This is a genomic window from Streptomyces sp. NPDC002817, assembly GCF_053592055.1.
Genome location: NZ_JBSFUY010000003.1, coordinates 135,249 through 159,816, shown reverse-complemented (window position 1 = coordinate 159,816; position 24,568 = coordinate 135,249). Strand labels below are relative to the sequence as shown.

Below are 24,568 nucleotides of genomic sequence, written 5' to 3'. Positions count from 1 at the left end.
GTCCCTCCCTCAGTGCCCGGTCTTGGGGCTGTACGTCGCGGACTTCACCGGCATCTCGACGGTGACCGGGCCGGACTTCGCGAAGTGCAGTTCCACGGAGACCGTCTCGCCCTGCTTCGGCTTCCGCTTCAGGTTCTCGAACATCAGATGGTTGCCGCCGCTCTTGAACACGAGTTGTCCGTGTGCGGGCACATCGAGGCTCTTGACCTCCGCCATGGAGGAGTCGACGGTCTCGTGCACGGTGACCTGGCCGACATCGCTGGTGACCGAGGTCAGGTCGTCCTTCGCGCCGCCCTGGTTGGTGACCGTGAGGAAGCCCGCCGCCATGGAGTCGGAGACCGGCTGGGGCATGTAGGCGGCGCTGACGGACAGTTCGGCCTGTGCGTCGTCGGAGGAGCCGGAGTCCGAGCAGCCGGTCAGCACCAGGGTGCCGACCGCGGCAGCCGCGAAGAGCGGGAACCGGCTCACGGGTTCTCTCCCTTGATGAGCTTGGGGAGGTCCTTGGTGTAGTCGTCGACGGTGGCGTCCTCGCCGTAGAGGACGTACCCGCCGTCGGTCTTCGGCGAGAACGCGACGACCTGCGTGCCGTGCGTCGAGACGATCTTGCCGTTCTTGTCCTTGTGCGGCGGCTCGATGGAGATGCCGAGGGTACGGGCGCCGGCCTGGATGGTGTCGAAGTCGCCGGTCAGGCCGACGACCTGGGAGTCGATGCCCTTGAGCCACTTGCCCAGCGCCTTCGGGGTGTCCCGGTCGGGGTCGGTGGTGACGAACACGATCCGCAGCTCGTCCTGCTGCGCCTTGGTCAGCTGCTTCTTGGCGACGGCGATGTTGTTCATCGTCAGCGGGCAGACGTCGGGGCAGTGGGTGTAGCCGAAGTAGATCAGCGTCGGCCGGCCCTTGGTCTGCTCGCGGAGGTCGTACTTCTCGCCGCTGGTGTCGGTGAGGACGAGGTCCGGCTTCTCGAACGGCTTGTCGAGGACGGTGGCGGCCTTGTCGGAACCCGCCTCCTCGGAGACCACCGAGACGGGCGAGTCGCTGTCGTCACCGCTGCCGCAGGCGGTCAGTGTCAAGGATGCGGCGGCGAGCAGGGCGGCCGCGGCGAACGTCTTCTTGCGCATATCAAAATGTCCCAGATGTGAAGGGCCCGGGGTGCACCGGGATCGTGCGGAGAGGTCGTACGACCCCGGTGCACCGCGCGGAAGGGTGGACCTCAGGCGTCGGTGGTGCGCCGACGGCCGGCGAGCACGCCGTACCCGACCCCGACCACGCCGACGGCGATGCCGACCACGCCGAGCACGCGCGCGGTGGTGTCACTGCTGTCGGCGGGGGCGGCCGTCTCGGCGGCGGCGTTCTCGGTGTCGTCGGAGTCGGAGGCCTTCTCGGTCGCCGACGCGCCGTGGTGGCCGTCCTCGGAGGCGGCCGTGAGTGCCAGCACCGGGGCCGGGTTCTCGGGCTCCTCCTGGCCCTCCTGCTCGATCTCGATCCAGCGGACGACCTCCTTGTTGGAGTACGTCTGGATCGCCTTGAAGACGAGTTCGTCGGCGTCCTCGGGCAGTGTGCCCACGGAGACCGGGAACTTTTCGAAGAAGCCCGGCTCAATGCCCTTGCCGTCGGCGGTCCAGGTGATCTTGGAGACGGCCTCGGAGATCTTCTTGCCGTGCAGCTCGATGGGCTTGGACAGCTTGGACTTGGTGACCTTGATGTCCCAGCCGTTCACCGGCTCGGGCATGGCGGAGGCCAGCGGGTGGTCGGTCGGGAAGGTGACCTCGAGCTTGGTCGTCGAGGCGTTGTCGCGCTCGTTGGGCACCTTGAAGTCGATGACCGCGTAACCGCCCTTGGCGGCGGTGCCCTCGGGCTGCACGCTGACGTGCGCGAACGCGGGGGAGGACAGGACGACGACGGCAGAGGCGGCGATGGCGCCGACGGCGGCGAGACGAGAAACCTTCATGAAAGAGAGCACTCCACTTCGCGTGTGATTCCGGAGTTGAAGAGGGATACGCGCGCGCAGAGGTGCCCGATCACTCGGAACAGGTACACGCGCGTGTGGCCGCACGACGGCGGCCCCCAACCCAGGAAGGGGTGCTCGCGTCGTGTCAGGCGGCGAGGACGAGATCGTCGGCGGCGGGCGGACCGCGCCTGATCACCGCGTGCCGGAGTGCGGTCGTACGAGGCGCGGGGGGCGCGAGCAGATCGGTGCGCGGCAGCCGCGCACCGGCCTCCGGCGCACCCGGCAGCCCGGCCCGCAGGGCGCGCACCAGAGCGAGGGCACCGCGCAGGGAGCGTACGAGGGCGCCCTGAGCGACCCCGTGCGCCGACAGTTCGGACAGCCGCAGCAGGGCCAGGTCGCCGTGGCGCAGCAGCCAGCCGGCGGCGAGGGCCGCGAGGACGTGTCCGAGCAGCATCGGCAGGGAGGGCATCAGTGAGGTGGAGGCGCTGGTGGTGGACATGGTGTCCACCGAGCCGTGCGCGTGCGTGCCCTGGTAGAGGCGCGCCTCGGTGAGGATCCGGACGGCCTGGGTGGGGCTGATCGCCGCCGCGGTGGTCCCGCAGACCAGCCGCGCGGCCTGCTCCACCAAAGTGGCGTCCGACGACATCGAGGACATCGACTGGGCCGCCGTACCGTGCTGTCCCAGCCCGAACAGCGTGTGCAGCACGGTCTGTCCGAGCGCCAGCAGCGCCGCGATCCCCGCCATCGAGCGCACCCGCCCGGCGAGCGGTGCCGCGACCGCGAGGACCCCGAGGAATCCCGCGCCCAGCGTCCACAGCGGAACGGCGGCGCAGGCGGCCATCGTGTGCCCGGCGGCGGCCAGCACGACGCAGACCGCGGCGAACACCGCGGCCCGCGGGACCCGGAGACCGTCTCCGGTGCGCTGGTGGGGGGCAGACATGGCGGGCTCATCATCGCACTGGCCTTACGGCGGCCATACGGCAGGTCCACAAGATGACGTACGGGTGGTACGACCGGAAGATCACCCTCTGATGCGAACCACCCCCACATACCCCATGCACCGCCCGGTACGCATCGCCCATATGGGCGGCGTCACGTCAACTGTGTGCTTACACACGGCCACCGGCGGCAATAGGTAACGGTATGTCGAGCCGCGGCCGGGAGGCTGGAGCATGAGCATCTGGTGGTCACTCCATCTGCGCCGCGAAGCCGCGAGCGTTCCGCTCGCGCGACGGCTGCTGCTCGGCACGATGGAGACCGCGGGCGTGGACCCCGATATCTCCTACGACCTCTCCGTGGCCCTCAGTGAGGCCTGCGCGAACGCCGTCGAGCACGGCGGGGACGCCGGGCAGGGCGGTACCTCGGAGGCGTACCGGGTCACCGCCTATCTGGACGGCGAGAAGTGTCGTATCGAGGTCGCGGACTCGGGCCCGGGCTTCGGTCGCCCCGCCCCGGTGGTCCGGCGTGCCCCCGGTGAGGCCGAGAACGGCCGCGGGCTGTGCCTGATCAAGGAGCTCGCCGACCACGTCCACATCGGCAACAAGCCGGGCCGCGGCGGTGCGGTGGTCAGCTTCGACAAGATCCTCAAGTGGAAGAAGGACGCCCCGCTCATGGCGGTGTAGCGCCGCGTCCCGAGGACTTCCTCACGCGCGAAGACGCGGAATTTCAGCTTCCTCAGCATTCACAGGCGGCTCTCAGCGTCTCCCAACCTCCCTGACGGACACCGTCCATAACTTCCTGATCATGACGGGAAACCACAAGGACAAGACGATCACCAGGCGTCGCGCCATCGCCGTGACGGGCGGCACGGTCGCCGCGGGCGGCCTGGCCATCGCCGGTTACCAGTCGGCCTTCGCCGACGACGCCACCACCGCCGACGCGACGGCCTCGGCGTCCGCCACCAGCACCGGCAGCGAGTGCATGACGCTCATGACGAGCGTCACCGAGGGGCCGTACTACCTCGACGGCGCCCTGGTCAGAAAAGACATCACCGAGGGCAAGAGCGGCGTCCCGCTGACCCTGCGCCTCACCGTCGTCGACGCCACCGACGGCTGCACCCCGGTCCCCGGCGCGGCCGTGGAGATCTGGCACTGCGACGCCTGGGGCTACTACTCCGGCTACACCACCGCCAACCCCGGCGGCTCGGCCCCTGCCGAGAGCGAGGACGGCTCGACCGCCAACGACCAGACCTACCTGCGCGGTTACCAGATCGCCAACGGCAACGGGGTCGTCAAGTTCGAGACGATCTTCCCCGGTTGGTACACCCCGCGCACCTGCCACATCCACGTCAAGGTCCACACCGGCGGTGAGAAGGAGGACGGCACCTACGAGGGCGGCAAGGTCAACTACACCGGCCAGTTCTTCTTCGACGACACCGTCGCCGAGGAGATCTTCACGCTGGAGCCCTACTCCCAGCACTCCGGCAGCTACACCACCCTCGACAACGACATGGTGTACGACGGCGGCGGCGCCTCCAGCGGCCTGCTCACCCTCAAGGCCGTCCACAAGAAGGACCCCTCCAAGGGCTACAAGGGCTTCCTGACCCTTGGTGTCGACCCCGACGCCGAGAGCACCGGCGCGGGCAGCGGCGGTGGCGGCGGCACCCCGCCGAGCGGCGCGCCGACGGGCACCCCGCCGAGCGACGCCCCGACCGACAGTGCCTCCCCGTCGGCCTCGGCCTCCTCGTAAGGTACGGCCATGAGCAGCCGCGAGGACGAAGCGCTGGCGCAGGCCGCCGTGACCGCGCTGACCAGGCAGCTGGCCCTGGCTCCCAAGCCGGGCCTGCCCGATCCGCGTGACCTCGACGCCCGCGTCACCCGCCGGGACCACTGCTCCCTGCGCTGGTCGGCCAAGGCACTCGTGCCCGGCCTCGCGGCGATGGCCGCCGCCGCCCGCCGCACCGGCGAACCCACGCCCGGACTCCGTACGGAACTCGGCGCGATCGGCCGCTGCACCGAGCACTCGGTGGGCCTCGCGGGCGGCGGCCACCGCGGCGCCACGTGGGCCCTCGGCCTGCTGGTCGCCGCGGCCGCCCTGAACCCCCGAGCCGTGGCCACGGACATCGCCGCGACCGCCAAGGGCATCGCCCGGCACACCGACAAGCGTGCCCCGCGCAAGCCCTCACACGGCTCGTCGGTGTCGGCGAAGTACGGCGCCGCCGGGGCGCGGGGCGAGGCCCGGGCCGGATTCCCGCACGTACGGCGGGCGTTGGACGCCCTGGCCGCCGCGCGCGCGGCCGGCGCCACGGAGGGCGAGGCCCGGCTCGACGCCCTGCTCACCGTGATGTCCACCCTCCAGGACACCGAACTCCTGTACGCCGCGGGCCCGCTCGGCCTGCGCCACGTCCAGGCCGGCGCCCGCGGCGTCCTGGAGGCCGGCGGCACGTCCACCGAGGCCGGTGCCGCGGCCCTGGTCGCCTTCGACGAGGATCTCCACGCGCGCGCGTGGAGCCCCCGTGGCAGCGCGGGGCTGCTCGCGGGGGCCCTGTTCCTGGACTCGCTCCCGGCGACGGTCAGTTCACGAGCACGGGTCGCCGCCTGACCTCCGGCTGGGAGGCGGTGACCCGGCGCGCCACCGGCCCCATGGCGTACGACGCCAGCAGCGTCACCCCTCCCAGCAGCAGCCAGCCCGCCGTCCCCCACCCGATCAGCAGCGTGGTCACCACGAGCGGCCCCAGCGTCCGTGCCACGGTCACGCCCGTTCCGAAGAACCCCTGGTACTCACCCACCCGGTCGGCCGGGGCCAGATCGAAGGACAGCTGCCACGAGCCGGCCGACTGCCCCATCTCCGCGACGACCTGGAGGACCGCTCCGGCCACCAGCACCCCGGCGGCGACCCACGGCGACGCACCGGCCGACAGCGCGAACACCGCGCACGCCGCGAGCATGACCCACCCCGACCGCCGCACCGCGCCGACCGCCGACCCGATCCCCGTGACACCGCGCGCCATCCGCACCTGGAAGAGCATCACGGCCCCGGTGTTGAGCACGAACAGCGCGGACACCAGCCATGTCGGCGCCTGCGTCCGCTCGGCGATCCACAGCGGAAGCCCGAGGCTGAGCAGCGGCATCCGCAGCAACAGGACGGTGTTGAGGGCCGTGACGGCGACATAGCGGCGATCCCGTACGACACCGAGGCCGTGACGTTTCCGCACAGCCACCGGCGCCACCGACGGCAGCCGCAGCAGCACCCCCGCACACGCCACGAACGTCACCGCGTCCATCGCGAACACCGCGAGATACGCCTCCCGCGTCCCGGCCTGGATCGCCAGCCCGCCCAGCCCCGCACCCACCGCGAGCCCGGCGTTGAACGCCGACTGGAGATACGCCAGCGCCCCGGTCCGCTCCCCGGCGGGCACCAGCCCCGCCAGCAGCGTCTGCCGGGCCGCGGCCAGCCCCGACTGCGCGGCGGCGTACGCGCACGCGATCGCGACGAACGGCAGGAACCCCCCGACGAACAGGAACGACGCCACCGCGAGCCCCGCCGCCAGCGCCAGCAGCACCGCCGTACCGCGCGCCCCGCGCCGGTCCGCGAGCCGCCCCAGCGGCACGCCCGCCACCGACCCGACCGCCCAACCGACGGTCAGCCCGAGCCCCACGCGCGCGGGAGAGAGCCCGACGACGTGGGTGAAGTAGAACGCGGAGGTCACGAGGTAGGCGCCGTCACCGACGGCATTGGTCAACTGGGCCAGGGCCAGGACGCGTTGCGGCCCCGCGGGCGGGACGAGGGAGTTCGTCATGTCTACGACGGTAGAAGGGAACTGGACCCCACTACAGACCCAATAGTCGCCCCTTTTACTGGCCCAATCCGTCCAGCACCTTCCCCAGTGCCTCCAGCGCCTCCGGATACACACGCTCCCGCGGCGTCCCGTACCCCACCACGAGCCCCTGAGGCCGCCCCTCGGCGTCCGGCGCGTGCCAGTGGTCCCCCAGGCGCCCGACGGCGAGACCCGCCGCCTCCGCCCGCGCCAGGGCCTCCTTCTCGTCGGCGACCTCCACCAGCGCGTGCAGCCCGGCAGCGATCCCCCGCACCGGCCGCCGGTCCCCGAGCCGGTGCAGCAGCTGGTCCCGGCGCCGCCGGTACCGCAGCCGGCAGGCGCGCACATGACGGTCGTACGCATGACTCCCGATGAGCTCGGCGAGCGCCAACTGCCCGATGGACTCGGTGTGGTGATCGCTGTGCAGCTTGGCGTCGGCGATCGCGTCGACCAGGTGCGGCGGCAGCACCATCCACCCGAGCCGCAGCGCGGGCCCCAGCGTCTTGGAGGCGGTGCCGAGATACACGACATGCCCCGGCGCCATCCCCTGCAGCGCACCGACGGGCTGTCGGTCGTAGCGGAACTCCCCGTCGTAGTCGTCCTCGACGAGCAGCCCGCCACGCACGCGTGCCCAGTCGCTGAACGCCCGCCGCCGCGCGGGATGCAACGTCACCCCGGTCGGATACTGATGCGCGGGAGTGAGCACCACGGCTCTGGAGTCCCCCAACCCGTCGGCACAGGCGCCCCTTTCGTCGACCGGCACGGGCACCACGCTCCCGCCGCCCCGCCGTACGACCTCCCGGTGGAAGGGCAGCCCCGGATCCTCCATGGCGATCTCGCCGCCGTCGAGCACGCGCGTGAGGAGCGCGAGCCCCTGCACATACCCGGACGTGATCACGATCCGCTCAGGGGGCGCGATGACCCCTCGCGCACGTCCCAGGTACCCGGACAGCGCGGTCCGCAGCTCGATGCGCCCGCGCGGATCGCCATAGTCGTACGCCAGCGAGGGCGCCGTCGCGATCGCCCGCCGCAGCGCCCGCAGCCAGGCCGCCGCCGGGAACGCCCCGACGTCCGGACTGCCGGGCCGCAGATCGAAACGGGGTGCACGCGTGCGTGAGGCGGCTTCCGGGGTCTCCTCGTCCACGGACGGCAAGGAGGCGACCTGGGTGCCCGAACCCTGCCGGGCAGTGAGATACCCCTCGGCGACGAGCTGGTCGTATGCCGATTTCACGGTCCCGCGCGAGACACCGAGTTCGGCGGCCAGCCGCCGCGTGGCAGGCAGCCGAGCCCCGGGAGCCAGCCGCCCGTCCCGCACGGCATCCCGCAGAGCCCGTTCAAGCCCAGCCCGCCGCCCCTCGGCAGAGCCCAGCTCAATATGCAGGTCCACACCAACCCCCCAAAGAGGCGCGGGGCCGTATCGATTTGCGGCTACCGCCGCGTGGGCGAGACAAGCCCCCACCACCCCGCAGACCGCAACGAAAGGCCGGGCACCCCACTGGTACCCGGCCATCAATCCAGACGTCAGCCCTTGAGCGAAGCCATCCAGGACTCGACCTCGTCCGACCGTCGAGGAAGCCCCGCCGACAGATTCCGGTTCCCGTCCTCCGTCACGAGGATGTCGTCCTCGATCCGGACGCCGATGCCCCGGTATTCCTCCGGCACCGTCAGATCGTCCGCCTGGAAGTACAGACCGGGCTCGACCGTCAGCACCATCCCCGGCTCCAGCGTGCCCTCGACATACGTCTCGGTCCGCGCCGCGGCACAGTCATGGACGTCCATGCCGAGCATGTGCCCGGTCCCGTGCAGTGTCCACCGCCGCTGCAGCCCGAGCTCCAGCACCCGCTCGACGGGGCCCTCGACCAGACCCCACTCGACGAGCTTCTCGGCCAGCACGTGCTGCGCGGCGTCGTGGAAGTCGCGGTACTTGCCACCGGGCTGCACCGCCGCGATACCGGCCTCCTGGGCCTCGTAGACGGCGTCGTAGACCTGCTTCTGGATCTCGGTGTACGTGCCGTTGATCGGCAGCGTGCGCGTGACGTCGGCGGTGTACAGCGTGTGCGTCTCGACACCGGCGTCCAGGAGGAGCAGGTCCCCCGAGCGCACGGGCCCGTCGTTGCGCACCCAGTGCAGCGTGCAGGCGTGCGGACCGGCGGCGCAGATGGAGCCGTAGCCGACGTCGTTGCCCTCGACCCGCGCGCGGAGGAAGAACGTGCCCTCGATGTACCGCTCGGAGGTCGCCTCGGCCTTGTCGAGCACACGGACGACATCCTCGAAGCCGCGCACGGTCGAATCGACCGCCTTCTGCAGCTCGCCGATCTCGAACCCGTCCTTGACCAGCCGTGCCTCGGAGAGGAAGACCCGCAGCTCCTCGTCGCGCTCGGCGGTGACCTTGTCGGTCAGCGCGGCTTCGATGCCGACGTCGAACCCGCGTACGACCCGCACCGGACCGGTCGCCTCGCGCAGCGCGTCCGCCAGCTCGCGCACATCGGATGCGGCGATGCCGTACAGCGCCTCGGACTCCGCCAGGGAGTGCCGCCGGCCGACCCACAGCTCGCCCTGTCCGGACAGCCAGAACTCGCCGTTCTCGCGGTCGGAACGCGGCAGCAGGTAGATGGTGGCCTTGTGCCCGTCGGCCACAGGCTCCAGGACGAGCACGCCGTCCTCGGTCTGATTGCCGGTGAGGTACGCGTACTCGACGGAGGCCCGGAAGGGGTACTCCGTGTCGTTCGAGCGGGTCTTCAGGTTGCCCGCCGGGATCACCAGACGCTCGCCCGGGAAACGCGCGGACAGCGCGGCACGGCGGGCCGCGGTCTCGGCGGCCTGGGGGATCGGCCGCAGGTCGTGCAGCTCGGTGTCGGCCCAGCCGGACTTCATGCTGTCGGCCAGCTCGTCGGACACGCCCGGGTACAGCCCGTTCTTCCGCTGCTTGATCGGCTCTTCGGTCTCTTCCGGGGTCTCCGGGTTGAGCTCGTCGGCCACGGTCATCCTCCTAGATACGGCACTGGACCCCGTCCATCGTACGGTCGTGCGGAAGGGGGCCCAGGGCCGTTGGACCTGTTACCGAGAGCTACCCGCGGCACTACTCGAAGTGCGCGGCGAGCAGGACGACGTCCTCCTCGGAGTCCGCCGCGTCGAGCCCGTCCGGCAGGACGGTGCGCAGGACGTGGTCGGCGATCGCGTCCGGGTCGTGCCGCAGCGCCTTCGGCACCCCGGCCGCCGCCGAGTGCAGCCGCGCGAAGGCGCGGTCGGTGGGGTCGCCGGTCCGGTGCAGCAGCCCGTCGGTGTACAGCAGAACCGTCTCTCCAGGCTCGGCCTCCAGCTCCACGCTGGGCGCCTCCCAGCAGGCCAGCATCCCGAGCGGCGCCGACACGGACGTCTCCACGAACTCCGTGCGCCGCTCCCCGACCAGCAGCGGCGGGCAGTGCCCGGCACCGGCCAGCGTGATCTTGCGCAGCGCGGGCTCGCAGTAGGCGAACAGGGCGGTCGCGGAGCGGGCCGGTTCGGTGAGCCGCAGCAGCAGCTCCAGGTCGGACAGGACGGCGACGGGATCCTCGCCCTCCATCACGGCGTACGCCCTCAGGCTGGCTCTCAGCCGGCCCATCGCGGCGATCGCGCTCGGACCGGATCCGGTGACCGAGCCCACCGCCAGACCGAGCGCGGCGTCGGGCAGCGGCAGGGCGTCGTACCAGTCGCCGCCGCCGCGCGGGCCGCTGCGGTGCCGGACGGCGAGGCGCACACCGGCGACGCGGGGGAGCCGGGACGGCAGCAGCTCCTCCGCCATCGTCGCCATGCACGCGCGCGTGCGCTCGACTTCGAGGAGGCGTGCCAGGTACTCGGTCGCGTGGCGCGCGTACAGGCCGACGAGGTGGCGCCGGCGCTCGTCCGGTTCAGCGGGTTCGTCGTACAGCCACACGGCGGCGCCGAGGCGGCCCGCGGCGTCGGAGGAGAGCGGCAGCGCGTAGCACGCCGCGTAGCCGAGGCGGGCGGCCACCTCGCGGTGCCGGGGATCGAGGCCGTCCTCGGCGAAGAGGTCCGGCTCGGCGATCTCGCCGTCGGCGCCCGGCAGTCCGTCGAGGATCCTGCCGTACGACATCGCGCTGCGCGGCACGGTCTCGATGTGACCGAGATCGGCCCGGGCCAGGCCCAGGCCGATCGTGGTGTCGGGGCCGAGTCCGTCGCCCGGTTCCAGTACGACGAGGCCGCGCCGGGCGCCCACGAGGGCGGCTCCGGCGCGCAGGAGTTCCGTCAGGGCTTCCTGCAGTGTGTCCGTGCGGGCCAGACGTTCCGTGAGTTCGTGCAGGGTCGTGAGGTCGGAGACCCAGCCCGCGAGCCGGTCCTGGAGCAGGGCGCTCGGAGCGTTCGGAGCGGTCGGTGGCGGGACCGGAGAGGTGCCCGGGACGGCGGACGCGGGCGCGACAGTGTGTGCGGGCGAGGGAACCGTTGAATCGATTCCGGCCACTTTCGGAGGGTGAGGGGCGTTCATGGTGTCCGGCTTTCCGACCGGTGCGTATTGCTCAAAAGCATCGCAAACCCCCATGTCATTCTGCGCCGCTAGCAGTGTCTCCACATGTACACGCACTCGTGAGGGGATGTCCAGCATTGTCCTGCCGGGATTCCTGGTGTCCATGGGTCACCGGTGTACCTCTTGCGGAAAAGCGAAGTTGGCTTAAAACTGACTCGGGTAACGGGCTATTGCGGTCGACTGGCCTTGCTCCACTGAGCGTCACAGCGGTCGTGATGGGTACGTACTCGGAGAAAGCCAGGGGTGGTTGACATCCACCCGGAACCTGGTGACGGACCCGGGCGTCTTAACCACCGACGACCGTGCCCCATCCTCCGTGGCGGAGGCGAGGAGAAACACGCGGGACGGCAAAACGCCAGACTTCGCCACCCCCACGCCACGCCCATGCTTTTGATAGACGCAGTGTGGGTCAGGCTGCCGCGGACGCAGCCAACGCTCGACCCATAGGGGTTCCCCTTGTCTCGGACAGGGGTGTGATGCGCCAACAGGTACGCACAGTGCAGTGATCGACACATGGTGTGATGTGGCCCACGGTGTTGCCAGCGGTGCAACGGAAAGGAACGAGCGCTCATGCGCGAGATCCTCGGAAAGGCACGCAGGCTCCTGTCCAAGCGGAACGACGGGGGGCCTGAGTTGATCAGCGCGGCCCTGACCTTCGCGACGGAATGGCAGTGGCCCGTACTCCCGGGCGCGGCACCGGACCCGCAGGGTCGGGCCCGCTGCAGCTGCCCCGACCCCGAGTGCACGGTCCCCGGCGCGCATCCCTTCGACCCCGGGCTCCTCGCGGCCACCACCGACGAGCGCATGGTGCGCTGGTGGTGGACCAACAGGCCCGCGGCGCCGATCGTCCTCGCCACCGGCGGCACGGCACCCTGCGCGGTGTCCCTGCCGGCCCTCGCGGGCTCCCGTGCGCTGGCCGCCCTCGACCGCCAGGGCATGCGCCTCGGACCGGTGGTCGCCTCGCCCACCCGCTGGGCGATTCTTGTCAAGCCGTACTCCATGGAGCAGTTGGGCGAACTGCTGTACGCCAAGGACTTCGTCCCCGGCTCCCTGCGCTTCCACGGCGAGGGCGGCTATGTCGCGCTGCCCCCGTCCGAGACGGGCCGGGGCGCCATCCACTGGGAGCGTGCTCCGCTGCCCGGCTCGGCCTCCCCGTGGGTGCCCGATGTCGAGGCCGTGGTGGACGCGGTGGTGGACGCCCTCACTCGTACGGGTGTGAGCGCGCCCGAGTTGTAAGGGTGTCGGGCGCGCGCGGAACCAGCCGCCCGCGCGCGCTCGTTATCGTCCCTTTCATGAACCTTCGTCTGCTTGCCCTGACGGGCGTCGTGGTGTGCGCGGTCGCGCTGCCGCTGGCCGTGGCGTCCGCGGGACAGGTGGGCGAGGAGCGCCACGCCGCCGTACGCGATGAGGCGGCTGTACGCGATGAGGCCGCCGTACGTGAGAAGGCGGCCGTACGCGAAGAGGGCGCCGCACCTGATGGCGCGCACGAGGATCACAAGGTCGCCGCCCCCACCAGCTCGCCGTGGCTGCTCGGCCTGGGCCTGGCCACCGCCGCCCGCTGCGGACCCGAACTCACCTCCCCCGAGGGCATCGAGGCGCAGACCTGTGTCCTGACGCAGGGCGAGGAGACCTGGGCGCGCACCTACTACCGCAACGTCACCGGGGGCGCGCTGGAATCCGTCCTCAGCCTCATGGGCCCCGCTGGCCGCACCGTGCAGATGCACTGCGCCGTGGGTGCGGGCGACGAGCCGGGGACCTGCGAGACGCCCAGGGAGCGTACCCAGGGCGAACCGGCCGCGTACACGGCGGTCGCGGAGTTCGCGGGGCGCGGCGGTCGGGGGCCGCTCCTGCTGCGTTCCGGAAGCAACTCCGGGGCGTACACGGGCAGTTGACGCCCGGCAGCGTTGCGTAAACGGAACGGCGCAAAGAAAGACCCGGTTGCTGGCGACGGGGGATGCACCAGCAACCGGGCTACTGGAACGGTAACAAGAGATCGGCTGTTCGCAAATTCGATCTCGCTTATTCATCGGCTTTCCGGACACCGACTCACTTGCTCCCGACGGGAGTTGTGAGTGGGTCCCGGCACCCCGCAAGCCCCGGGAGCCGCTGACCGACCAGTCAGCAGCTCCCGGGTTTCGAACCTGTGTGTCAGCTGAGCGTGACCTGTCGGTTGGTCAGCCCGCCACGCGCGCGACGCTCGTCCGCGGTGAGCGGAGCGTCCGAGGCCAGCGCGCCGGTGAGCCGCTCGGCGAACTCGGCCGCCGGCTTCTCCACGTCCTCCGCGGTGACCCCGCTCGGCAGGTCCCAGACCGGCACGGTGAGCCCGTGCGCGCGGAAGGAACCCACGAGCCGGGTGCCCTCGCCGAGGCCGGCCCGGCCCGCCGCGTGCAGCCGCGCGAGCGCGTCCAGAAGCTGCTCCTCGGGATACGGCATGACCCAGCGCAGGTGGTTCTTGTCCGGCGTCTCGCACCAGTAGGCGGCGTCCACGCCCTGGAGCTTGGCGGTCGGGATGGCCGCGGCGTTGGCCCGCTCCAGGGAGGCGGCCACCTCCGGGGTGGAGTTCTCCGCGTCCGGCACCCAGAACTCGAAGCCCGTGTGCACGACTGGCTCGAACGTGCCTTCGGGGTCGAGCAGATCCTGCAGTCGCGGGCCGTCGGCGGGGGCGCGGCGGCCCTGGACCGGGGTGCCCGGGTCGGCGGTGAGGGCGCGCTGGAGGGTGTCGGCGAGGTCGCGGCTGATGTCGCCGGACGCCGTGTCGTTCTGCAGGCCCAGCAGCACCGAGCCGTCTTCGCGGCGCAGTGCCGGCCAGGCCATCGGCAGCACCGTGGCCAGCGAGACCGACGGGACGCCCTCGGGGAGGCCGCCCTTCAGCGTCAGCTCGACCGTGGCGGCCGGCACCAGCTCGCGCAGTGCCACCCAGTCGCCCTCGCCCGGCAGCCCTTCGAACGGGCGCTGCACCAGCTCGGTCACCGCGTGTGCGGCGGCCCGGCCGTGACAGGCCTTGTAGCGGCGGCCGCTGGCGCAGGGGCAGGGCTCGCGGGCACCGACGACCGGGACCTCCCCGTCGGCGATCTGCGGGCGCTTGGCCTTCGTCTGGGGTCGCTTCTTGGCCATCGTGAGGTCTCCCGGTTACGGCTGGTCTCGTACGGCGGGAGCCTAGCCGTTCATGGGGTGACCGACGGGAGCCTGTGGACAACCCCGGCGGTTCGGCAGCGCCCTGTAGGGGTGCGGTGAACTGCGCGACCGGCCACGACGGAGCCGCGGCCGAGGACGGACCACCGCGGCCCCCCGGCGGAGCGTCTAGTCCAGGTCGGTGAACGCGTCCGCGAAGTCCAGATCGGCGATCGTCGACACCGAGGGGGCCGTGATGCGCGCGGCGAAGTCGTCGCGGCGGTGACAGGCGTCCGGATCGTGCACGTCGTCGTGGACGACGACCCAGACCGTGACCTCGCCGCGGGCGTCGTCCCTGACGCCCCAGTCGTCGGACAGTGCGGTGATGATGTTCAGCCCGCGGCCGCCGTGTGCGGTGACCGAGGGCGTGGCCGGAGCAGGGCGGGTGGGCCCGCCGCCGTCCGTCACCTCGACCGTGAGTCTGCCACCGGTGTCCACCCGCCAGGCAGCGCGGACATCGCCGTCCCCGGCCAGGGCGTCGCCCAGTGGCCGGCCGTGCTTGCACGCATTGCTCAAGAGTTCGGAAAGAATCAGTACGGCGTCGTCGATGACCGCTTCCGACACGCCACCCGTGCGTAGCTGAGAACGCATCCGGTGTCTTGCTTTCCCCACGCCCGCAGGGCCATGGGGTACGGCCATGCTCGACGACGCGGGCACCTCCTGTGCCACCACCAACGCCACCCCCGAGACCTCCTTTGCCCCACGCCACGGTGTGGATGCCCCATTGGCCTGTACCGGAAACCGGCCAATCAAGGTCTGCTGACGCATTCGTAACGATCGAATACGGTCCGAACGCGCCGGAGCACACCCTGTAATCGCTTGGCCGGATTTCGACGCTATGGCCGGGTTGGGAGAATGCGGGTGTCAGGGGTGCCGGGTCAAGATGTCGTCACAGGTCTTTACCAGTTGTCGGCGTTTTGGTTATCTGCCCAGCTGGCGCAGGACTGCGCGCGGTCGGTTGGTGATGATCGCGTCGATGCCGAGCTCGACGCAGAGATCGACGTCCTCGGGCTCGTTCACCGTCCACACGTGCACCTGGTGACCGGCTCGTTTCAGCCGCTCGATGTACGCCGGGTGATTGCGCACGATCCGGATCGAGGGCCCCGCGACGCGGACGCCCGCCGGAAGCCGACCGTCCCTCAGCCGGGGCGAGACGAACTGCATCAGATAGACCGTGGGCAGCGCCGCCGAGGCGGCACGCACGCGATGCAGCGAGCGGGCCGAGAAGCTCATGATCCGCACCGGGGAGTCGGCCGCCGAGGCGGGCGCGTCCAGCCCGAACCGTTTCAGCAGGACGAGAAGCCGCTCCTCCACCTGCCCGGCCCAGCGGGTGGGGTGCTTGGTCTCGATGGCCAGCTCGACCCGCCGCCCCGAGTCCGCGACCAGCTCGAGGAGCCGCTCCAGCGTCAGTACGGAGGTGTCCTCACGGTCCTCCGGGCGGTGCTCCCAGTCGGGCTCCTCGTCCCGGTTCCGCCAGGAGCCGAAGTCCAGGGCGGCCAGGTCGGCCAGCTCCAGGGCGGAGACCGCCCCGCGCCCGTTGGACGTACGGTTGACGCGTCGGTCGTGGACGCAGACGAGATGGCCGTCGGCGGTCAGGCGCACATCGCACTCGAGGGCGTCGGCACCGTCCTCGATCGCCTTCTTGTACGCGGCCAGAGTGTGCTCCGGGGCCTCTTCGGAGGCTCCACGGTGGGCGACGACCTGAATGCTTTGCTGCCGTGCGTGGGTCACCGCGTCATGGTGCCATCGCACCGGGGTACGCGTCGCACGAGGAGGGCGCCGAGATGCGTCCGGTTCGCCGGACAGGTCCCATATAAAGAAAAGTCGCGGACCCACAGCCACCGCTTATGGTGCTCTGACGGCCTGTGGGAAAAGCTGACGGCATACAAAAGCACATGCACAGCTGCATCGCGCCGGACCGTCGGCAAGCGTGAACGAGCGTGACCGAGTGCGACCTTAGGACAACAGCCGTGGATCGAGGAGAAAAGCTGTGAGCACCGAGAACGAGGGCACTGCGGTACCCCCGGCCCCGTCCGCACCTCCCGTGCCGGTGGATTCCCCCGCAGCCTCCCCGCAGGCGACCGCGCCCGACAGCGGCGCCCCGACGACCCCGCTCCCCACGACGCCCCCGCACGCCCCCGGCGCACCGGAGCAGGAACTGGTCCACGCGGGCCAGGCACCGGCGTACGCCTCGGTGAGCGCGGGCGGTCCGCAGGGCGGCACTGCCCCGGGCCAGGCACCGGACGGCTCCTGGCCGCCCCCGCCCCCGGCCATCCCGACGTACGCCGACAGCGGCTCTGGCGGTGCCGGGGCCGATGGCTGGGGCGCCACCTACCAGCAGCCCGCGCCGAAGTCCGGCCGCGGCCGCGGCGGCCTGATGGCGGCGGTCCTGATCGCCGCGCTGGTCGCGGGCGGCCTGGGCGGCGGCCTCGGCTACACCCTGGCCAAGAACGACGACAACACCTCGTCGACCACCGTCTCGGCCTCCGACAGCGGCGGCTCCGTCAAGCGCGACGCCGGCACGGTCGCGGGTGTGGCCGCCACGGCGCTGCCGAGCACGGTCACCATCCAGGCCGAGTCCAGCAGCGGCGAGGGCGGCACCGGCACCGGTTTCGTCTTCGACACCGAAGGCCACATCGTCACCAACAACCACGTGGTGGCGGATGCGGTGGACGGCGGCAAGCTGACCGCGACCTTCCCGAGCGGCAAGAAGTACGACGCCGAGGTGGTGGGTCACGCACAGGGCTACGACGTGGCGGTGATCAAGCTCAAGAACGCGCCGAGCGACTTGAAGCCGTTGACGCTGGGCGACTCGGACAAGGTGGCGGTGGGCGATTCGACGATCGCCATCGGCGCCCCCTTCGGCCTCTCCAACACGGTCACGACGGGCATCATCAGCGCGAAGAACCGCCCGGTCGCGTCGAGCGACGGCAGCGGTTCGAACGCGTCCTACATGAGCGCCCTGCAGACGGACGCCTCGATCAACCCGGGCAACTCGGGCGGCCCCCTCCTGGACGCCCAGGGCAATGTGATCGGCATCAATTCCGCGATCCAGTCCAGCAGCAACGGCGGCCTGGGCGGCACCAGCCAGTCCGGCTCGATCGGTCTCGGCTTCGCCATCCCGATCAACCAGGCCAAGTACGTCGCCCAGCAGCTGATCAAGACCGGCAAGCCGGTGTACGCCAAGATCGGCGCCTCGGTCTCCCTGGAGGACTCCACGGGCGGCGCGAAGATCACCGAGCAGGGCGCCAGCGGCTCCGACGCGGTCGAGGCCGGCGGCCCGGCGGCCAAGGCGGGCCTCAAGCCCGGTGACGTCATCACCAAGCTCGACGACCGGGTCATCGACTCCGGCCCCACCCTCATCGGCGAGATCTGGACCCACCAGCCGGGCGACAAGGTCAAGATCACCTACGAACGCGACGGCAAGACCAACACCGTGGATCTCACCTTGGGTTCCCGGGAGGGCGACAGCTGACCCACGCGCGCGCGTGCCCACCGGTTACTCTGGTCCCCGCGCCGCCGCTCACCTGCGGCGCGGGGAAGCGTGCCCGAGCGGCCTAAGGGAACGGTCTTGAAAACCGTCGTGGCAGCGATGTCACCGTGGGTTCAAATCCCACCGCTTCCGCCAGGGACGGCGTAGAGCCGAGCCAGAAGGGGTGCAGCCGAGTCGGCTGCACCCCTTCCGCAGTCGCGCCTCCCGGACCGGCTTCATCCTGCTCCGGTCGCGAGGGCTGTCACATACGCTCGCCCCATGCCCGTTGCCATGGACGACCTGCCGCCGTTCGAACTCGCCTTCCCCGGCCCCCTGCGCGACAGGCTCGTGGCGGCCGTCCTCTCCGGTGCGAAGACGTCGACGACGGGGCTCTTGAGGGAGTACGAGGCCGAGGGCGAGGCGCTGCCGCAGGTCGGGGAGCGGTTTGCGTTGCTCGATTCCGCGGAGCGGCGGATCGCCGTCGTGGAGATCACGGACGTACGGGTGCTGCCGCTCGGCGAGGTGGATCTGCAGCATGTGCTGGACGAGGGTGAGGGGGACGAGTCCGTCGCCCAATGGCGGGCCGGGCATGAGAAGTTCTGGAACGGCGATCAGCTGCGGGAGCTCCTCAAGGACCCGGAGTTCGTCGTCGATGACGACACTCTGGTCGTCGCCGAGCGCTTCCGGGTCGTCCCCGCCGGCGCATAGTCCCGCGCGGGTTCGGCTACAGCTCGTGGTCCCGGGCCAGTTCGTCCCACGCCACGTCCCGCAGCCCCGCCTCCGCGTCGCAGCCCGACGGCACCCGGGTCGTGGGCTGGAACCAGATGACCGTAAGGCCTGACCGGTACAGGACCGGATCGTGGGCCGGATCCATGGCGTCGGAGCGGAAGCGGCCCACGCACGCCACCGAGGGGAGCACCTCCACCGGGCCGAACGCGCCCGCGTACTGGTCCGGGTACTCCCGCGAGGGCGGGACCAGATGGACCGGCGTCCGCGGGGACTCCCGCTCCGCCGATCGCAACAGGCCTTTGATCTTCATCTCGTTGACCGGCTTGCAGGGATAGCCCTCCAGCATTCCGCCGTACGTCGAGGAGAGCCACAGCTCGGAGAGGTCGACGCTGCGGCCGGAGGTCAGGACGAGGCGGGCCAGTGTCATGGTCGGCACTCTAGGGCGGTGGTGCATCGAGCTCCCGTGAATTTCATGGCCGACGCCGGTGCGTACATGCCTTAAGGCCGGTGCCCCGTCATCCGTGCCGCCGACGCGATCGTCGCGCGGGCCTCGCGCTCGGTCAGGCCGGTGTTGAGGGCCGCGTCGACCAGGGGGTCGACGAGGGCGGGGCCGATGCCGTTCTCGTAGGCGCGGCAGGCCGCCCAGAACAGGCGGGTGTTGCGCTGTCCCTCGTGCGCGGCGAGGACGAACTGGACCAGGCCCTGACCGTGGTCGCCGGCCGACGGGGGTGTGGGGTGGTGGGTGCGGGGCGGGGGCAGCAGGAGGCGGAGCAGGGCGGGCGGACAGGCGGCGGGGGCCAGATGGGCCGTACCGGGGGCCGTCGCGTAGACGCCGTGGTCGGTGCGGGAGCCGGGGCCGACGAGATAGCCGCCGGCGCCACGGATGTCGATGCCGGGGGCCAGGCGGCCGGCCGAGTTGGGGACGACGACGTCCGCTGGGCCGCTCAGCCAGAGGTGGCGACCGCCGCTGGGGGTCAGGACGACGACCGTGGCGGGGATCGTGAACAGGTGGCGCAGGGCCAGCTCGCGCAGGGCCGCCGAGGAGTCCGTGTCCGATTTCGTGTCGAGGTCGATGCCGATCAGGTGGTGGGGCGGGAGGCCGCAGGCGATGCCGTAGCCCGTCGCCCAGGGGGCCGCGGCGAACAGTTCGCGGATGCGGTTCGGGTCGGTGGCGGCGTCGTAGACCCCGTGGCCGAAGCGGCCGCACTCGCCGTGGCAGGGCGGGGCCTCGGGGTCGTCGCGGTGCGGGGAGCGCAGGGCCGGGAGCTTCGTGCGGGACAGGGGGATGACGGCCAGGCCGCGTTCGGCGGCTGACAGGGCGTGGGCGAGGGCCAGCGTCGTGGCCTGCCGGTCTGTGGTGGCCATGACTCTATTTTCGTACACCTGTTCGAGAAAGGGAAGCGTATTCCAGGGCGACTCGCCGAGCGGGGCGGGTTGGCCGGAAAAGCGCCGGAACGCTTCACCTCTTGCGGCGCTTGGGGATGGTCTGCCCGCATCACCCTGACCTGATGCTCAAGGTCGCGAAAAGGGTTTATCGACTTGTCCTCACGCTTCAGGGGGAATGGTCGCTTCCGGGCTGGTTCGCCGGGGATTCGGTGGGCAACTCTGATCTCGCGACGTCGTGATCGACTCCGAGGCGGTCGGCCAACTGCCCGGGAAACAGCCTTACTTGACGTACTTCCGGCTATGAAGCCGGATTCTGGAGGAAGAACATGGCAAGCATCCGTACCGCCCGCGTCATCGCCGCCGTCTCCGCCCTTCCGCTCGCCGCCGCGCTCTTCACCGGCGTCGCGACGGCGGACAACGGTGGCTTCGCGGACGACGGATCGAACGCGGGTGTCGCGAGCATCGTCGGCAGCGGTGTCGGTGGCACCAACAACGGCAACTCGTCCACCACGCAGCAGAACGCGGTGGGCTCCGGTGCCTCGAACCAGAGCAACACCGCGCAGGTCAACGGCTCCGCGTTCACGGCCATCAATCAGGGGAACGACAACACGTCCATCAACTTCACCCCGCTGTGGTGGTGAGCTGAGGGGCCGCCGCTCCGGCGGCGGCCCCGGTCTCCGACCGGGTGTGCTTCGTGGGGTGCGACACGTCTGCGCGGCGGTGCTTCGGCATCGCCGCGCAGGTGTTTGTGCGCACGGCCACGGGCGTCGGGGGCGGGTCCGTCGACTCCGGCCGGTCCTGTCGGCTCCGGCCGGTCCTGTCGGCTCCGGCCGGTCCTGTCGGCTCCGGCCGGGCCGATGACCATCCGCCTTGACAGTGCACGCCATCTGACGGACAGTCAGAAATCTTCGGCGAGGTCGTGGGAACCCCGGCGGCGGCAGCGGTGTACCAGAAGTGTCGATACGAAACGGGCGGGACGAACGGGACCACGAGGACGAGGGGGAGGCCATGGCCGACGAACTGGAGCAGCGACTGAAGGCGTACGAGGGCCGGCCCGCCGCAGTCTCCGGCACCGGCAAGGACCCCGTCAACGCGCCCATGATCAGGCACTGGTGCGAGGCCATGGGCGACACCAACCCGGCCTACTGCGGCCCGGACGCCATCGCCCCGCCCACCATGCTCCAGGCGTGGACGATGGGCGGCCTCTCCGGCCATACGGGCCGCGCGTCGGCCTACGACGAACTGCTGACCCTCCTCGACGAGGCGGGCTGCACCTCGGTCGTCGCCACCGATTGCGAGCAGGAGTACATCCGCCCCCTGCGCCCCGGCGACGAGATCACCTTCGACGCGGTGATCGAGTCGGTGTCGTCCCGCAAGACGACGAAGCTCGGCACGGGTCACTTCGTCACGACCCGTATGGACATCCGCGTCGGCCCCGACCTCGCCGGCACCCACCGCTTCCGCATCCTCAAATACGCCCCCGCGTCCGCGCGACAGCGGCAGCCGGACAAGGCACCCCACCGCCCCCGCCCCGTCATCAACCGCGACAACGTCGGCTTCTGGGAAGGCGTCCGAGAACACCGCCTCCTCATCCAGCGCTGCACCGCCTGCGGCACCCTGCGCCACCCCTGGCTGCCCGGCTGCAACACCTGCGGCCACCCGGAGTGGGACACCGTCGAGGCGAGCGGTAGCGGCACGGTCCATTCGTACGTCGTCATGCACCACCCGCCCTTCCCGGCCTTCGACCCTCCGTACGCGGTCGGCCTGATAGAGCTCACGGAAGGCGTGCGAATGATCAGCAACGTGACCGGGGTGCCGTACGACAAGGTGCGGATCGGCATGCCCGTGCGGCTCGAATTCAGGGAGTGCGACGAGGAGTTGGTGCTCCCGGTCTTCCGGGCCGAGGAAGGCTTGTACGGGAAGGGGTCGCACGAGGAGGGGTCCCATGTACGTCGGTGAGCAGCTCCCCGCGCTGGAGATCCCGGTCACCCGCACGCTGATCGTCGCAGGCGCCGTCGCCTCCCGCGACTACCAGGACGTCCACCACGACGCGGAGTTGGCCCGGCAGAAGGGCTCCCCCGACATCTTCATGAACATCCTGACGACCAACGGCCTGGTCGGCCGCTACATCACGGACCACTTCGGTCCTACGGCCGAGCTCCGCCGTGTCGCCATCCGTCTGGGCGCCCCCAACTACCCGGGAGACACCATGGTGTTGACGGGCACGGTCGAGGAGGTCGAAGGCGACACCGCGACCGTCCGCGTGGTCGGCGAGAACAGCGTCGGCAGACATGTCACCGGGACGGTGACCGTCACCGTCCCGCCGGATGCGCCGCCGGTTGCGCCGCCGGAGATGCCGTCGGGGACGGCCTCAGGAGGTGCCCGATGAGCGTCCGTACCCGGGACACCCTCGGCGGACGGTCGGCGATCGTCGGTATCGGCGCCACCGAGTTCTCCAAGGACTCGGGCCGCAGCGAGCTGAAGCTCGCCGTGGAGGCGGTGCGGGCCGCGCTGGACGACGCCGGGCTGACGCCGGCCGACGTGGACGGGATGGTGACGTTCACGATGGACACCAACCCGGAGATCACCGTGGCCCAGGCGTGCGGGATGGGCGAGCTGTCCTTCTTCTCCCGCGTCCACTACGGCGGCGGAGCGGCCTGTGCGACGGTCCAGCAGGCGGCGCTGGCGGTGGCGACGGGCGTGGCCGAGGTGGTGGTCTGCTACCGCGCCTTCAACGAACGGTCGGGGCGTCGCTTCGGCTCGGGCGTGCAGCACCGCGAGCCCTCCGCGGAGGGGGTCGCGCTCGGCTGGTCCCTGCCGTTCGGGCTGCTCACCCCGGCGTCCTGGGTGGCGATGGCGGCCCAGCGCTATCTGCACACCTACGGTCTGACCCCGGAGGCGTTCGGGCAGGTGGCCGTCACCGCCCGCAGACACGCGGCGACCAACCCGGCGGCGTACTTCCACGACCGTCCGATCACCCTCGCCGACCATGCCGCCTCACGCTGGATCGTCGAGCCGCTCCGCCTCCTCGACTGCTGCCAGGAGACGGACGGCGCCCAGGCCCTCGTCGTCACGTCCCTGGAGCGGGCACGTGATCTGCCGAACGCGCCGGCGGTCGTGGCCGCGGCAGCCCAGGGAGCGGGCCGGGCCCAGGAGCAGATGACCAGCTTCTACCGCGACGACCTGACGGGCCTGCCGGAGATGGGGGTCGTGGCCCGGCAGTTGTGGCGCACCTCGGGGCTCACGCCGGCCGACATCGACGTGGGGATCCTGTACGACCACTTCACGCCGTTCGTGCTGATGCAGTTGGAGGAGTTCGGGTTCTGCGGGAAGGGGGAGGCTGCGGACTTCGTGGCCGGGGAGCGATTGCCGCTGAACACTCACGGAGGACAGCTGGGGGAGGCGTATCTGCACGGGATGAACGGGATCGCGGAGGGAGTGCGTCAGATCCGGGGGACGGCGGTGAACCGGATATCCGGCGCGGGCCGGGTCCTGGTGACGGCGGGGACGGGGGTGCCCACCTCGGGGCTGGTGCTCTCGGGGGAAGGCTGAGCCCTCGCAAGGCGGGCCCGTCTGCGAGGACGGGTGTACCCCTCAGGGGTCGTCCCGCAGTAGTCCCCACCCCCTCGTCCACCCTCAGGAGGTGGAGCCACCCCCACCCCTACAACCTGAGGCGGACTCGTCTTCGGGACCTGCGGCCGATGAGCGGATGGCCTCCTCGCTCCTAGCGTGGAGCCATGACCACACCCGTCTGCACCAGCGCTTCGGACGTCGCGGTACCGGCGAGGCAGACCCGCCCGTACGCGACGTACCCCTCCTTCTCGTCGTACGTGAAGGCCCGCCAGCCGGTGCTGCTGCGTACCGCCCGGTCGCTGACCGCGAACCCGTGCGACGCGGAGGACCTGCTGCAGACCGCGCTCACCAAGACGTATGTCGCCTGGGAGCGGATCGAGGACCACCGGGCGCTGGACGGCTATGTGCGTCGTGCGCTGCTGAACACGCGCACATCGCAGTGGCGCAAGCGCAAGGTGGACGAGTTCGCGACCGACGAGATCCCGGAGCCCGAGCTGACGCCCGGCGGGGACGACCCGGCCGAGCAGCAGGCGCTGCACGACGCGATGTGGCGGGCGATCATGAAACTGCCGGCCCGGCAGCGGGCGATGGTCGTCCTCAGGTACTACGAGGATCTGAGCGAGGTCCAGACGGCCGAGGTGCTCGGGGTGTCGGTGGGCACGGTGAAGTCCGCGGTGTCCCGGGCGCTGGGCAAGCTGCGGGAGGACCCGGAGCTGGGGCTGGTCCGCTAGGAGCGGTTGTTCCGTCGCGGGCGCGCGCCCGCTGGAGCGGGCGGCCGCTTCGCACGGTTCGGGTCTTGGCCGCGGCAGGGAGGTCCTGGCCACGGCAAGCGGGCTTCGACCGCTCCGAGCCGAACTCGACGGCAGGGGCGGGTCCCATCGCTCCGAGGCGGCCTGGTCCGCAGGGGCGGGCCCACCGCTCCGAGGCGGCCTGGTCCGCAGGGGCGGGCCCACCGCTCCGAGGCGGCCTGGTCCGCAGGGGCGGGCCCACCGCTCCGAGGCGGCCTGGTCC

At 71.1% G+C, this 24,568-nt stretch carries 25 protein-coding genes and 1 tRNA gene; 13 read left to right on the top strand and 13 right to left on the bottom strand.

What is annotated here, in order from left to right; genetic code table 11:
* Positions 1 to 9: 9 nt before the first annotated feature.
* The 4 genes from ACWD3I_RS06730 to ACWD3I_RS06715 form a co-directional block, all read right to left on the bottom strand.
* Positions 10 to 468 (bottom strand): copper chaperone PCu(A)C, encoded by a 459-nt coding sequence (locus tag ACWD3I_RS06730; protein ID WP_365393266.1) that lies wholly within the window; start codon positions 466 to 468, stop codon positions 10 to 12.
* Complete coding sequence (locus ACWD3I_RS06725) at positions 465 to 1,118, bottom strand: SCO family protein (RefSeq protein WP_365393263.1); 654 nt, start codon at positions 1,116 to 1,118, stop codon at positions 465 to 467. The genes ACWD3I_RS06730 and ACWD3I_RS06725 overlap by 4 nt, the downstream gene beginning before the upstream one ends.
* Before the next feature lie 92 nt (positions 1,119 to 1,210).
* A complete protein-coding gene (locus ACWD3I_RS06720) occupies positions 1,211 to 1,948 on the bottom strand; it encodes a YcnI family copper-binding membrane protein (protein WP_365393260.1) in 738 nt (245 codons plus the stop codon).
* A gap of 145 nt (positions 1,949 to 2,093) precedes the next feature.
* Complete coding sequence (locus ACWD3I_RS06715; RefSeq protein WP_365393257.1) at positions 2,094 to 2,888, bottom strand: hypothetical protein; 795 nt, start codon at positions 2,886 to 2,888, stop codon at positions 2,094 to 2,096.
* Between the two features lie 232 nt (positions 2,889 to 3,120).
* On the opposite strand from ACWD3I_RS06715, the gene ACWD3I_RS06710 reads away from it, so the two are divergent.
* The 3 genes from ACWD3I_RS06710 to ACWD3I_RS06700 all read left to right on the top strand — a co-directional run bounded on the left by ACWD3I_RS06710 (position 3,121) and on the right by ACWD3I_RS06700 (position 5,488).
* Complete coding sequence (locus tag ACWD3I_RS06710; protein ID WP_365393254.1) at positions 3,121 to 3,570, top strand: ATP-binding protein; 450 nt, start codon at positions 3,121 to 3,123, stop codon at positions 3,568 to 3,570.
* A 121-nt stretch (positions 3,571 to 3,691) separates the two neighbouring features.
* The gene (locus tag ACWD3I_RS06705) at positions 3,692 to 4,636 is read left to right on the top strand and encodes an intradiol ring-cleavage dioxygenase (RefSeq protein ID WP_451084041.1); all 945 of its coding nucleotides are present in this window, start codon (positions 3,692 to 3,694) and stop codon (positions 4,634 to 4,636) included.
* Between the two features lie 9 nt (positions 4,637 to 4,645).
* Positions 4,646 to 5,488, top strand: a complete 843-nt coding sequence (locus tag ACWD3I_RS06700; RefSeq protein WP_365394735.1) for a triphosphoribosyl-dephospho-CoA synthase — start codon at positions 4,646 to 4,648, stop codon at positions 5,486 to 5,488.
* Here ACWD3I_RS06700 and ACWD3I_RS06695 read toward each other — a convergent pair.
* From ACWD3I_RS06695 to ACWD3I_RS06680, 4 genes are all read right to left on the bottom strand, one after another.
* On the bottom strand, positions 5,460 to 6,686 hold the full coding sequence (locus ACWD3I_RS06695) for an MFS transporter (protein WP_365394737.1): 1,227 nt from the start codon (positions 6,684 to 6,686) through the stop codon (positions 5,460 to 5,462). The two genes, ACWD3I_RS06700 and ACWD3I_RS06695, sit on opposite strands and share 29 nt — an antisense overlap.
* A 55-nt stretch (positions 6,687 to 6,741) precedes the next feature.
* Positions 6,742 to 8,091, bottom strand: a complete 1,350-nt coding sequence (pdxR, locus tag ACWD3I_RS06690) for a MocR-like pyridoxine biosynthesis transcription factor PdxR (protein WP_365394739.1) — start codon at positions 8,089 to 8,091, stop codon at positions 6,742 to 6,744.
* A gap of 134 nt (positions 8,092 to 8,225) precedes the next feature.
* Positions 8,226 to 9,689, bottom strand: a complete 1,464-nt coding sequence (locus ACWD3I_RS06685; RefSeq protein WP_365394741.1) for an aminopeptidase P family protein — start codon at positions 9,687 to 9,689, stop codon at positions 8,226 to 8,228.
* 94 nt (positions 9,690 to 9,783) lie between these two features.
* Positions 9,784 to 11,304 (bottom strand): PP2C family protein-serine/threonine phosphatase, encoded by a 1,521-nt coding sequence (locus ACWD3I_RS06680; protein WP_365394903.1) that lies wholly within the window; start codon positions 11,302 to 11,304, stop codon positions 9,784 to 9,786.
* Positions 11,305 to 11,796: 492 nt separating this feature from the next.
* Here ACWD3I_RS06680 and ACWD3I_RS06675 point away from each other — a divergent pair, with 492 nt between their 5' ends.
* Positions 11,797 to 12,462, top strand: a complete 666-nt coding sequence (locus tag ACWD3I_RS06675) for a bifunctional DNA primase/polymerase (protein ID WP_365394743.1) — start codon at positions 11,797 to 11,799, stop codon at positions 12,460 to 12,462.
* A gap of 56 nt (positions 12,463 to 12,518) precedes the next feature.
* Positions 12,519 to 13,118 carry a hypothetical protein gene (locus tag ACWD3I_RS06670; protein ID WP_365394745.1) on the top strand — a complete coding sequence of 200 codons (600 nt, stop codon included), beginning with the start codon at positions 12,519 to 12,521 and terminating at the stop codon, positions 13,116 to 13,118.
* Between the two features lie 256 nt (positions 13,119 to 13,374).
* Here ACWD3I_RS06670 and ACWD3I_RS06665 read toward each other — a convergent pair whose 3' ends face one another.
* The 3 genes from ACWD3I_RS06665 to ACWD3I_RS06655 all read right to left on the bottom strand — a co-directional run bounded on the left by ACWD3I_RS06665 (position 13,375) and on the right by ACWD3I_RS06655 (position 16,128).
* On the bottom strand, positions 13,375 to 14,340 hold the full coding sequence (locus tag ACWD3I_RS06665; RefSeq protein ID WP_365394747.1) for a DUF5926 family protein: 966 nt from the start codon (positions 14,338 to 14,340) through the stop codon (positions 13,375 to 13,377).
* Positions 14,341 to 14,526: 186 nt separating this feature from the next.
* Positions 14,527 to 15,165: an ATP-binding protein gene (locus ACWD3I_RS06660; RefSeq protein WP_365394749.1), complete on the bottom strand. Its 639-nt coding sequence runs from the start codon at positions 15,163 to 15,165 to the stop codon at positions 14,527 to 14,529.
* Between the two features lie 153 nt (positions 15,166 to 15,318).
* Entirely contained in the window at positions 15,319 to 16,128 is an 810-nt protein-coding gene (locus tag ACWD3I_RS06655) for a glycerophosphodiester phosphodiesterase (protein WP_365394751.1), read from the bottom strand.
* Between the two features lie 259 nt (positions 16,129 to 16,387).
* Between ACWD3I_RS06655 and ACWD3I_RS06650 the strand changes: the two genes are divergently transcribed.
* The 3 genes from ACWD3I_RS06650 (at position 16,388) to ACWD3I_RS06640 (ending at position 18,577) form a co-directional block, all read left to right on the top strand.
* Entirely contained in the window at positions 16,388 to 17,872 is a 1,485-nt protein-coding gene (locus tag ACWD3I_RS06650) for a S1C family serine protease (protein WP_365394753.1), read from the top strand.
* Between the two features lie 63 nt (positions 17,873 to 17,935).
* A tRNA-Ser gene (locus ACWD3I_RS06645) sits at positions 17,936 to 18,025 on the top strand.
* Positions 18,026 to 18,148: 123 nt separating this feature from the next.
* Positions 18,149 to 18,577 (top strand): ASCH domain-containing protein, encoded by a 429-nt coding sequence (locus tag ACWD3I_RS06640; protein WP_365394755.1) that lies wholly within the window; start codon positions 18,149 to 18,151, stop codon positions 18,575 to 18,577.
* 16 nt (positions 18,578 to 18,593) lie between these two features.
* Here the strand turns inward: ACWD3I_RS06640 and ACWD3I_RS06635 are convergent, their stop codons facing one another.
* Together ACWD3I_RS06635 and ACWD3I_RS06630 are read right to left on the bottom strand one after the other, a co-directional pair.
* A complete protein-coding gene (locus ACWD3I_RS06635) occupies positions 18,594 to 19,025 on the bottom strand; it encodes a hypothetical protein (protein WP_365394757.1) in 432 nt (143 codons plus the stop codon).
* 71 nt (positions 19,026 to 19,096) lie between these two features.
* Positions 19,097 to 19,963, bottom strand: coding sequence for a bifunctional DNA primase/polymerase (locus tag ACWD3I_RS06630; RefSeq protein ID WP_365394759.1), 867 nt, complete (start codon positions 19,961 to 19,963; stop codon positions 19,097 to 19,099).
* A 347-nt stretch (positions 19,964 to 20,310) separates the two neighbouring features.
* On the opposite strand from ACWD3I_RS06630, the gene ACWD3I_RS06625 reads away from it, so the two are divergent.
* From ACWD3I_RS06625 to ACWD3I_RS06605, 5 genes are all read left to right on the top strand, one after another.
* Entirely contained in the window at positions 20,311 to 20,625 is a 315-nt protein-coding gene (locus ACWD3I_RS06625) for a hypothetical protein (RefSeq protein ID WP_109497067.1), read from the top strand.
* 367 nt (positions 20,626 to 20,992) lie between these two features.
* The gene (locus ACWD3I_RS06620) at positions 20,993 to 21,943 is read left to right on the top strand and encodes a bifunctional MaoC family dehydratase N-terminal/OB-fold nucleic acid binding domain-containing protein (protein ID WP_365394905.1); all 951 of its coding nucleotides are present in this window, start codon (positions 20,993 to 20,995) and stop codon (positions 21,941 to 21,943) included.
* Positions 21,930 to 22,373, top strand: a complete 444-nt coding sequence (locus tag ACWD3I_RS06615; RefSeq protein WP_365394761.1) for a MaoC family dehydratase — start codon at positions 21,930 to 21,932, stop codon at positions 22,371 to 22,373. The genes ACWD3I_RS06620 and ACWD3I_RS06615 overlap by 14 nt, the downstream gene beginning before the upstream one ends.
* Complete coding sequence (locus tag ACWD3I_RS06610) at positions 22,370 to 23,536, top strand: lipid-transfer protein (RefSeq protein ID WP_365394762.1); 1,167 nt, start codon at positions 22,370 to 22,372, stop codon at positions 23,534 to 23,536. Before ACWD3I_RS06615 ends, ACWD3I_RS06610 begins: the two co-directional genes overlap by 4 nt.
* 185 nt (positions 23,537 to 23,721) lie before the next feature.
* Positions 23,722 to 24,288: a SigE family RNA polymerase sigma factor gene (locus ACWD3I_RS06605; RefSeq protein WP_266890246.1), complete on the top strand. Its 567-nt coding sequence runs from the start codon at positions 23,722 to 23,724 to the stop codon at positions 24,286 to 24,288.
* The last annotated feature ends 280 nt before the right edge of the window (positions 24,289 to 24,568 follow it).

Excerpts from the sequence above, each read along its gene's own strand:
- ACWD3I_RS06725 (WP_365393263.1), bottom strand. The coding sequence starts at position 1,118 with ATGCGCAAGAAGACGTTCGCCGCGGCCGCCCTGCTCGCCGCCGCATCC.
- ACWD3I_RS06720 (WP_365393260.1), bottom strand. The coding sequence starts at position 1,948 with ATGAAGGTTTCTCGTCTCGCCGCCGTCGGCGCCATCGCCGCCTCTGCC.
- ACWD3I_RS06715 (WP_365393257.1), bottom strand. The coding sequence starts at position 2,888 with ATGTCTGCCCCCCACCAGCGCACCGGAGACGGTCTCCGGGTCCCGCGG.
- ACWD3I_RS06710 (WP_365393254.1), top strand. The coding sequence starts at position 3,121 with ATGAGCATCTGGTGGTCACTCCATCTGCGCCGCGAAGCCGCGAGCGTT.
- ACWD3I_RS06705 (WP_451084041.1), top strand. The coding sequence starts at position 3,692 with ATGACGGGAAACCACAAGGACAAGACGATCACCAGGCGTCGCGCCATC.
- ACWD3I_RS06700 (WP_365394735.1), top strand. The coding sequence starts at position 4,646 with ATGAGCAGCCGCGAGGACGAAGCGCTGGCGCAGGCCGCCGTGACCGCG.
- ACWD3I_RS06695 (WP_365394737.1), bottom strand. The coding sequence starts at position 6,686 with ATGACGAACTCCCTCGTCCCGCCCGCGGGGCCGCAACGCGTCCTGGCC.
- ACWD3I_RS06685 (WP_365394741.1), bottom strand. The coding sequence starts at position 9,689 with ATGACCGTGGCCGACGAGCTCAACCCGGAGACCCCGGAAGAGACCGAA.
- ACWD3I_RS06680 (WP_365394903.1), bottom strand. The coding sequence starts at position 11,304 with ATGCTGGACATCCCCTCACGAGTGCGTGTACATGTGGAGACACTGCTA.
- ACWD3I_RS06675 (WP_365394743.1), top strand. The coding sequence starts at position 11,797 with ATGCGCGAGATCCTCGGAAAGGCACGCAGGCTCCTGTCCAAGCGGAAC.
- ACWD3I_RS06670 (WP_365394745.1), top strand. The coding sequence starts at position 12,519 with ATGAACCTTCGTCTGCTTGCCCTGACGGGCGTCGTGGTGTGCGCGGTC.
- ACWD3I_RS06665 (WP_365394747.1), bottom strand. The coding sequence starts at position 14,340 with ATGGCCAAGAAGCGACCCCAGACGAAGGCCAAGCGCCCGCAGATCGCC.
- ACWD3I_RS06660 (WP_365394749.1), bottom strand. The coding sequence starts at position 15,165 with ATGCGTCAGCAGACCTTGATTGGCCGGTTTCCGGTACAGGCCAATGGG.
- ACWD3I_RS06640 (WP_365394755.1), top strand. The coding sequence starts at position 18,149 with ATGCCCGTTGCCATGGACGACCTGCCGCCGTTCGAACTCGCCTTCCCC.
- ACWD3I_RS06635 (WP_365394757.1), bottom strand. The coding sequence starts at position 19,025 with ATGACACTGGCCCGCCTCGTCCTGACCTCCGGCCGCAGCGTCGACCTC.
- ACWD3I_RS06630 (WP_365394759.1), bottom strand. The coding sequence starts at position 19,963 with ATGGCCACCACAGACCGGCAGGCCACGACGCTGGCCCTCGCCCACGCC.
- ACWD3I_RS06625 (WP_109497067.1), top strand. The coding sequence starts at position 20,311 with ATGGCAAGCATCCGTACCGCCCGCGTCATCGCCGCCGTCTCCGCCCTT.
- ACWD3I_RS06620 (WP_365394905.1), top strand. The coding sequence starts at position 20,993 with ATGGCCGACGAACTGGAGCAGCGACTGAAGGCGTACGAGGGCCGGCCC.
- ACWD3I_RS06615 (WP_365394761.1), top strand. The coding sequence starts at position 21,930 with ATGTACGTCGGTGAGCAGCTCCCCGCGCTGGAGATCCCGGTCACCCGC.
- ACWD3I_RS06610 (WP_365394762.1), top strand. The coding sequence starts at position 22,370 with ATGAGCGTCCGTACCCGGGACACCCTCGGCGGACGGTCGGCGATCGTC.
- ACWD3I_RS06605 (WP_266890246.1), top strand. The coding sequence starts at position 23,722 with ATGACCACACCCGTCTGCACCAGCGCTTCGGACGTCGCGGTACCGGCG.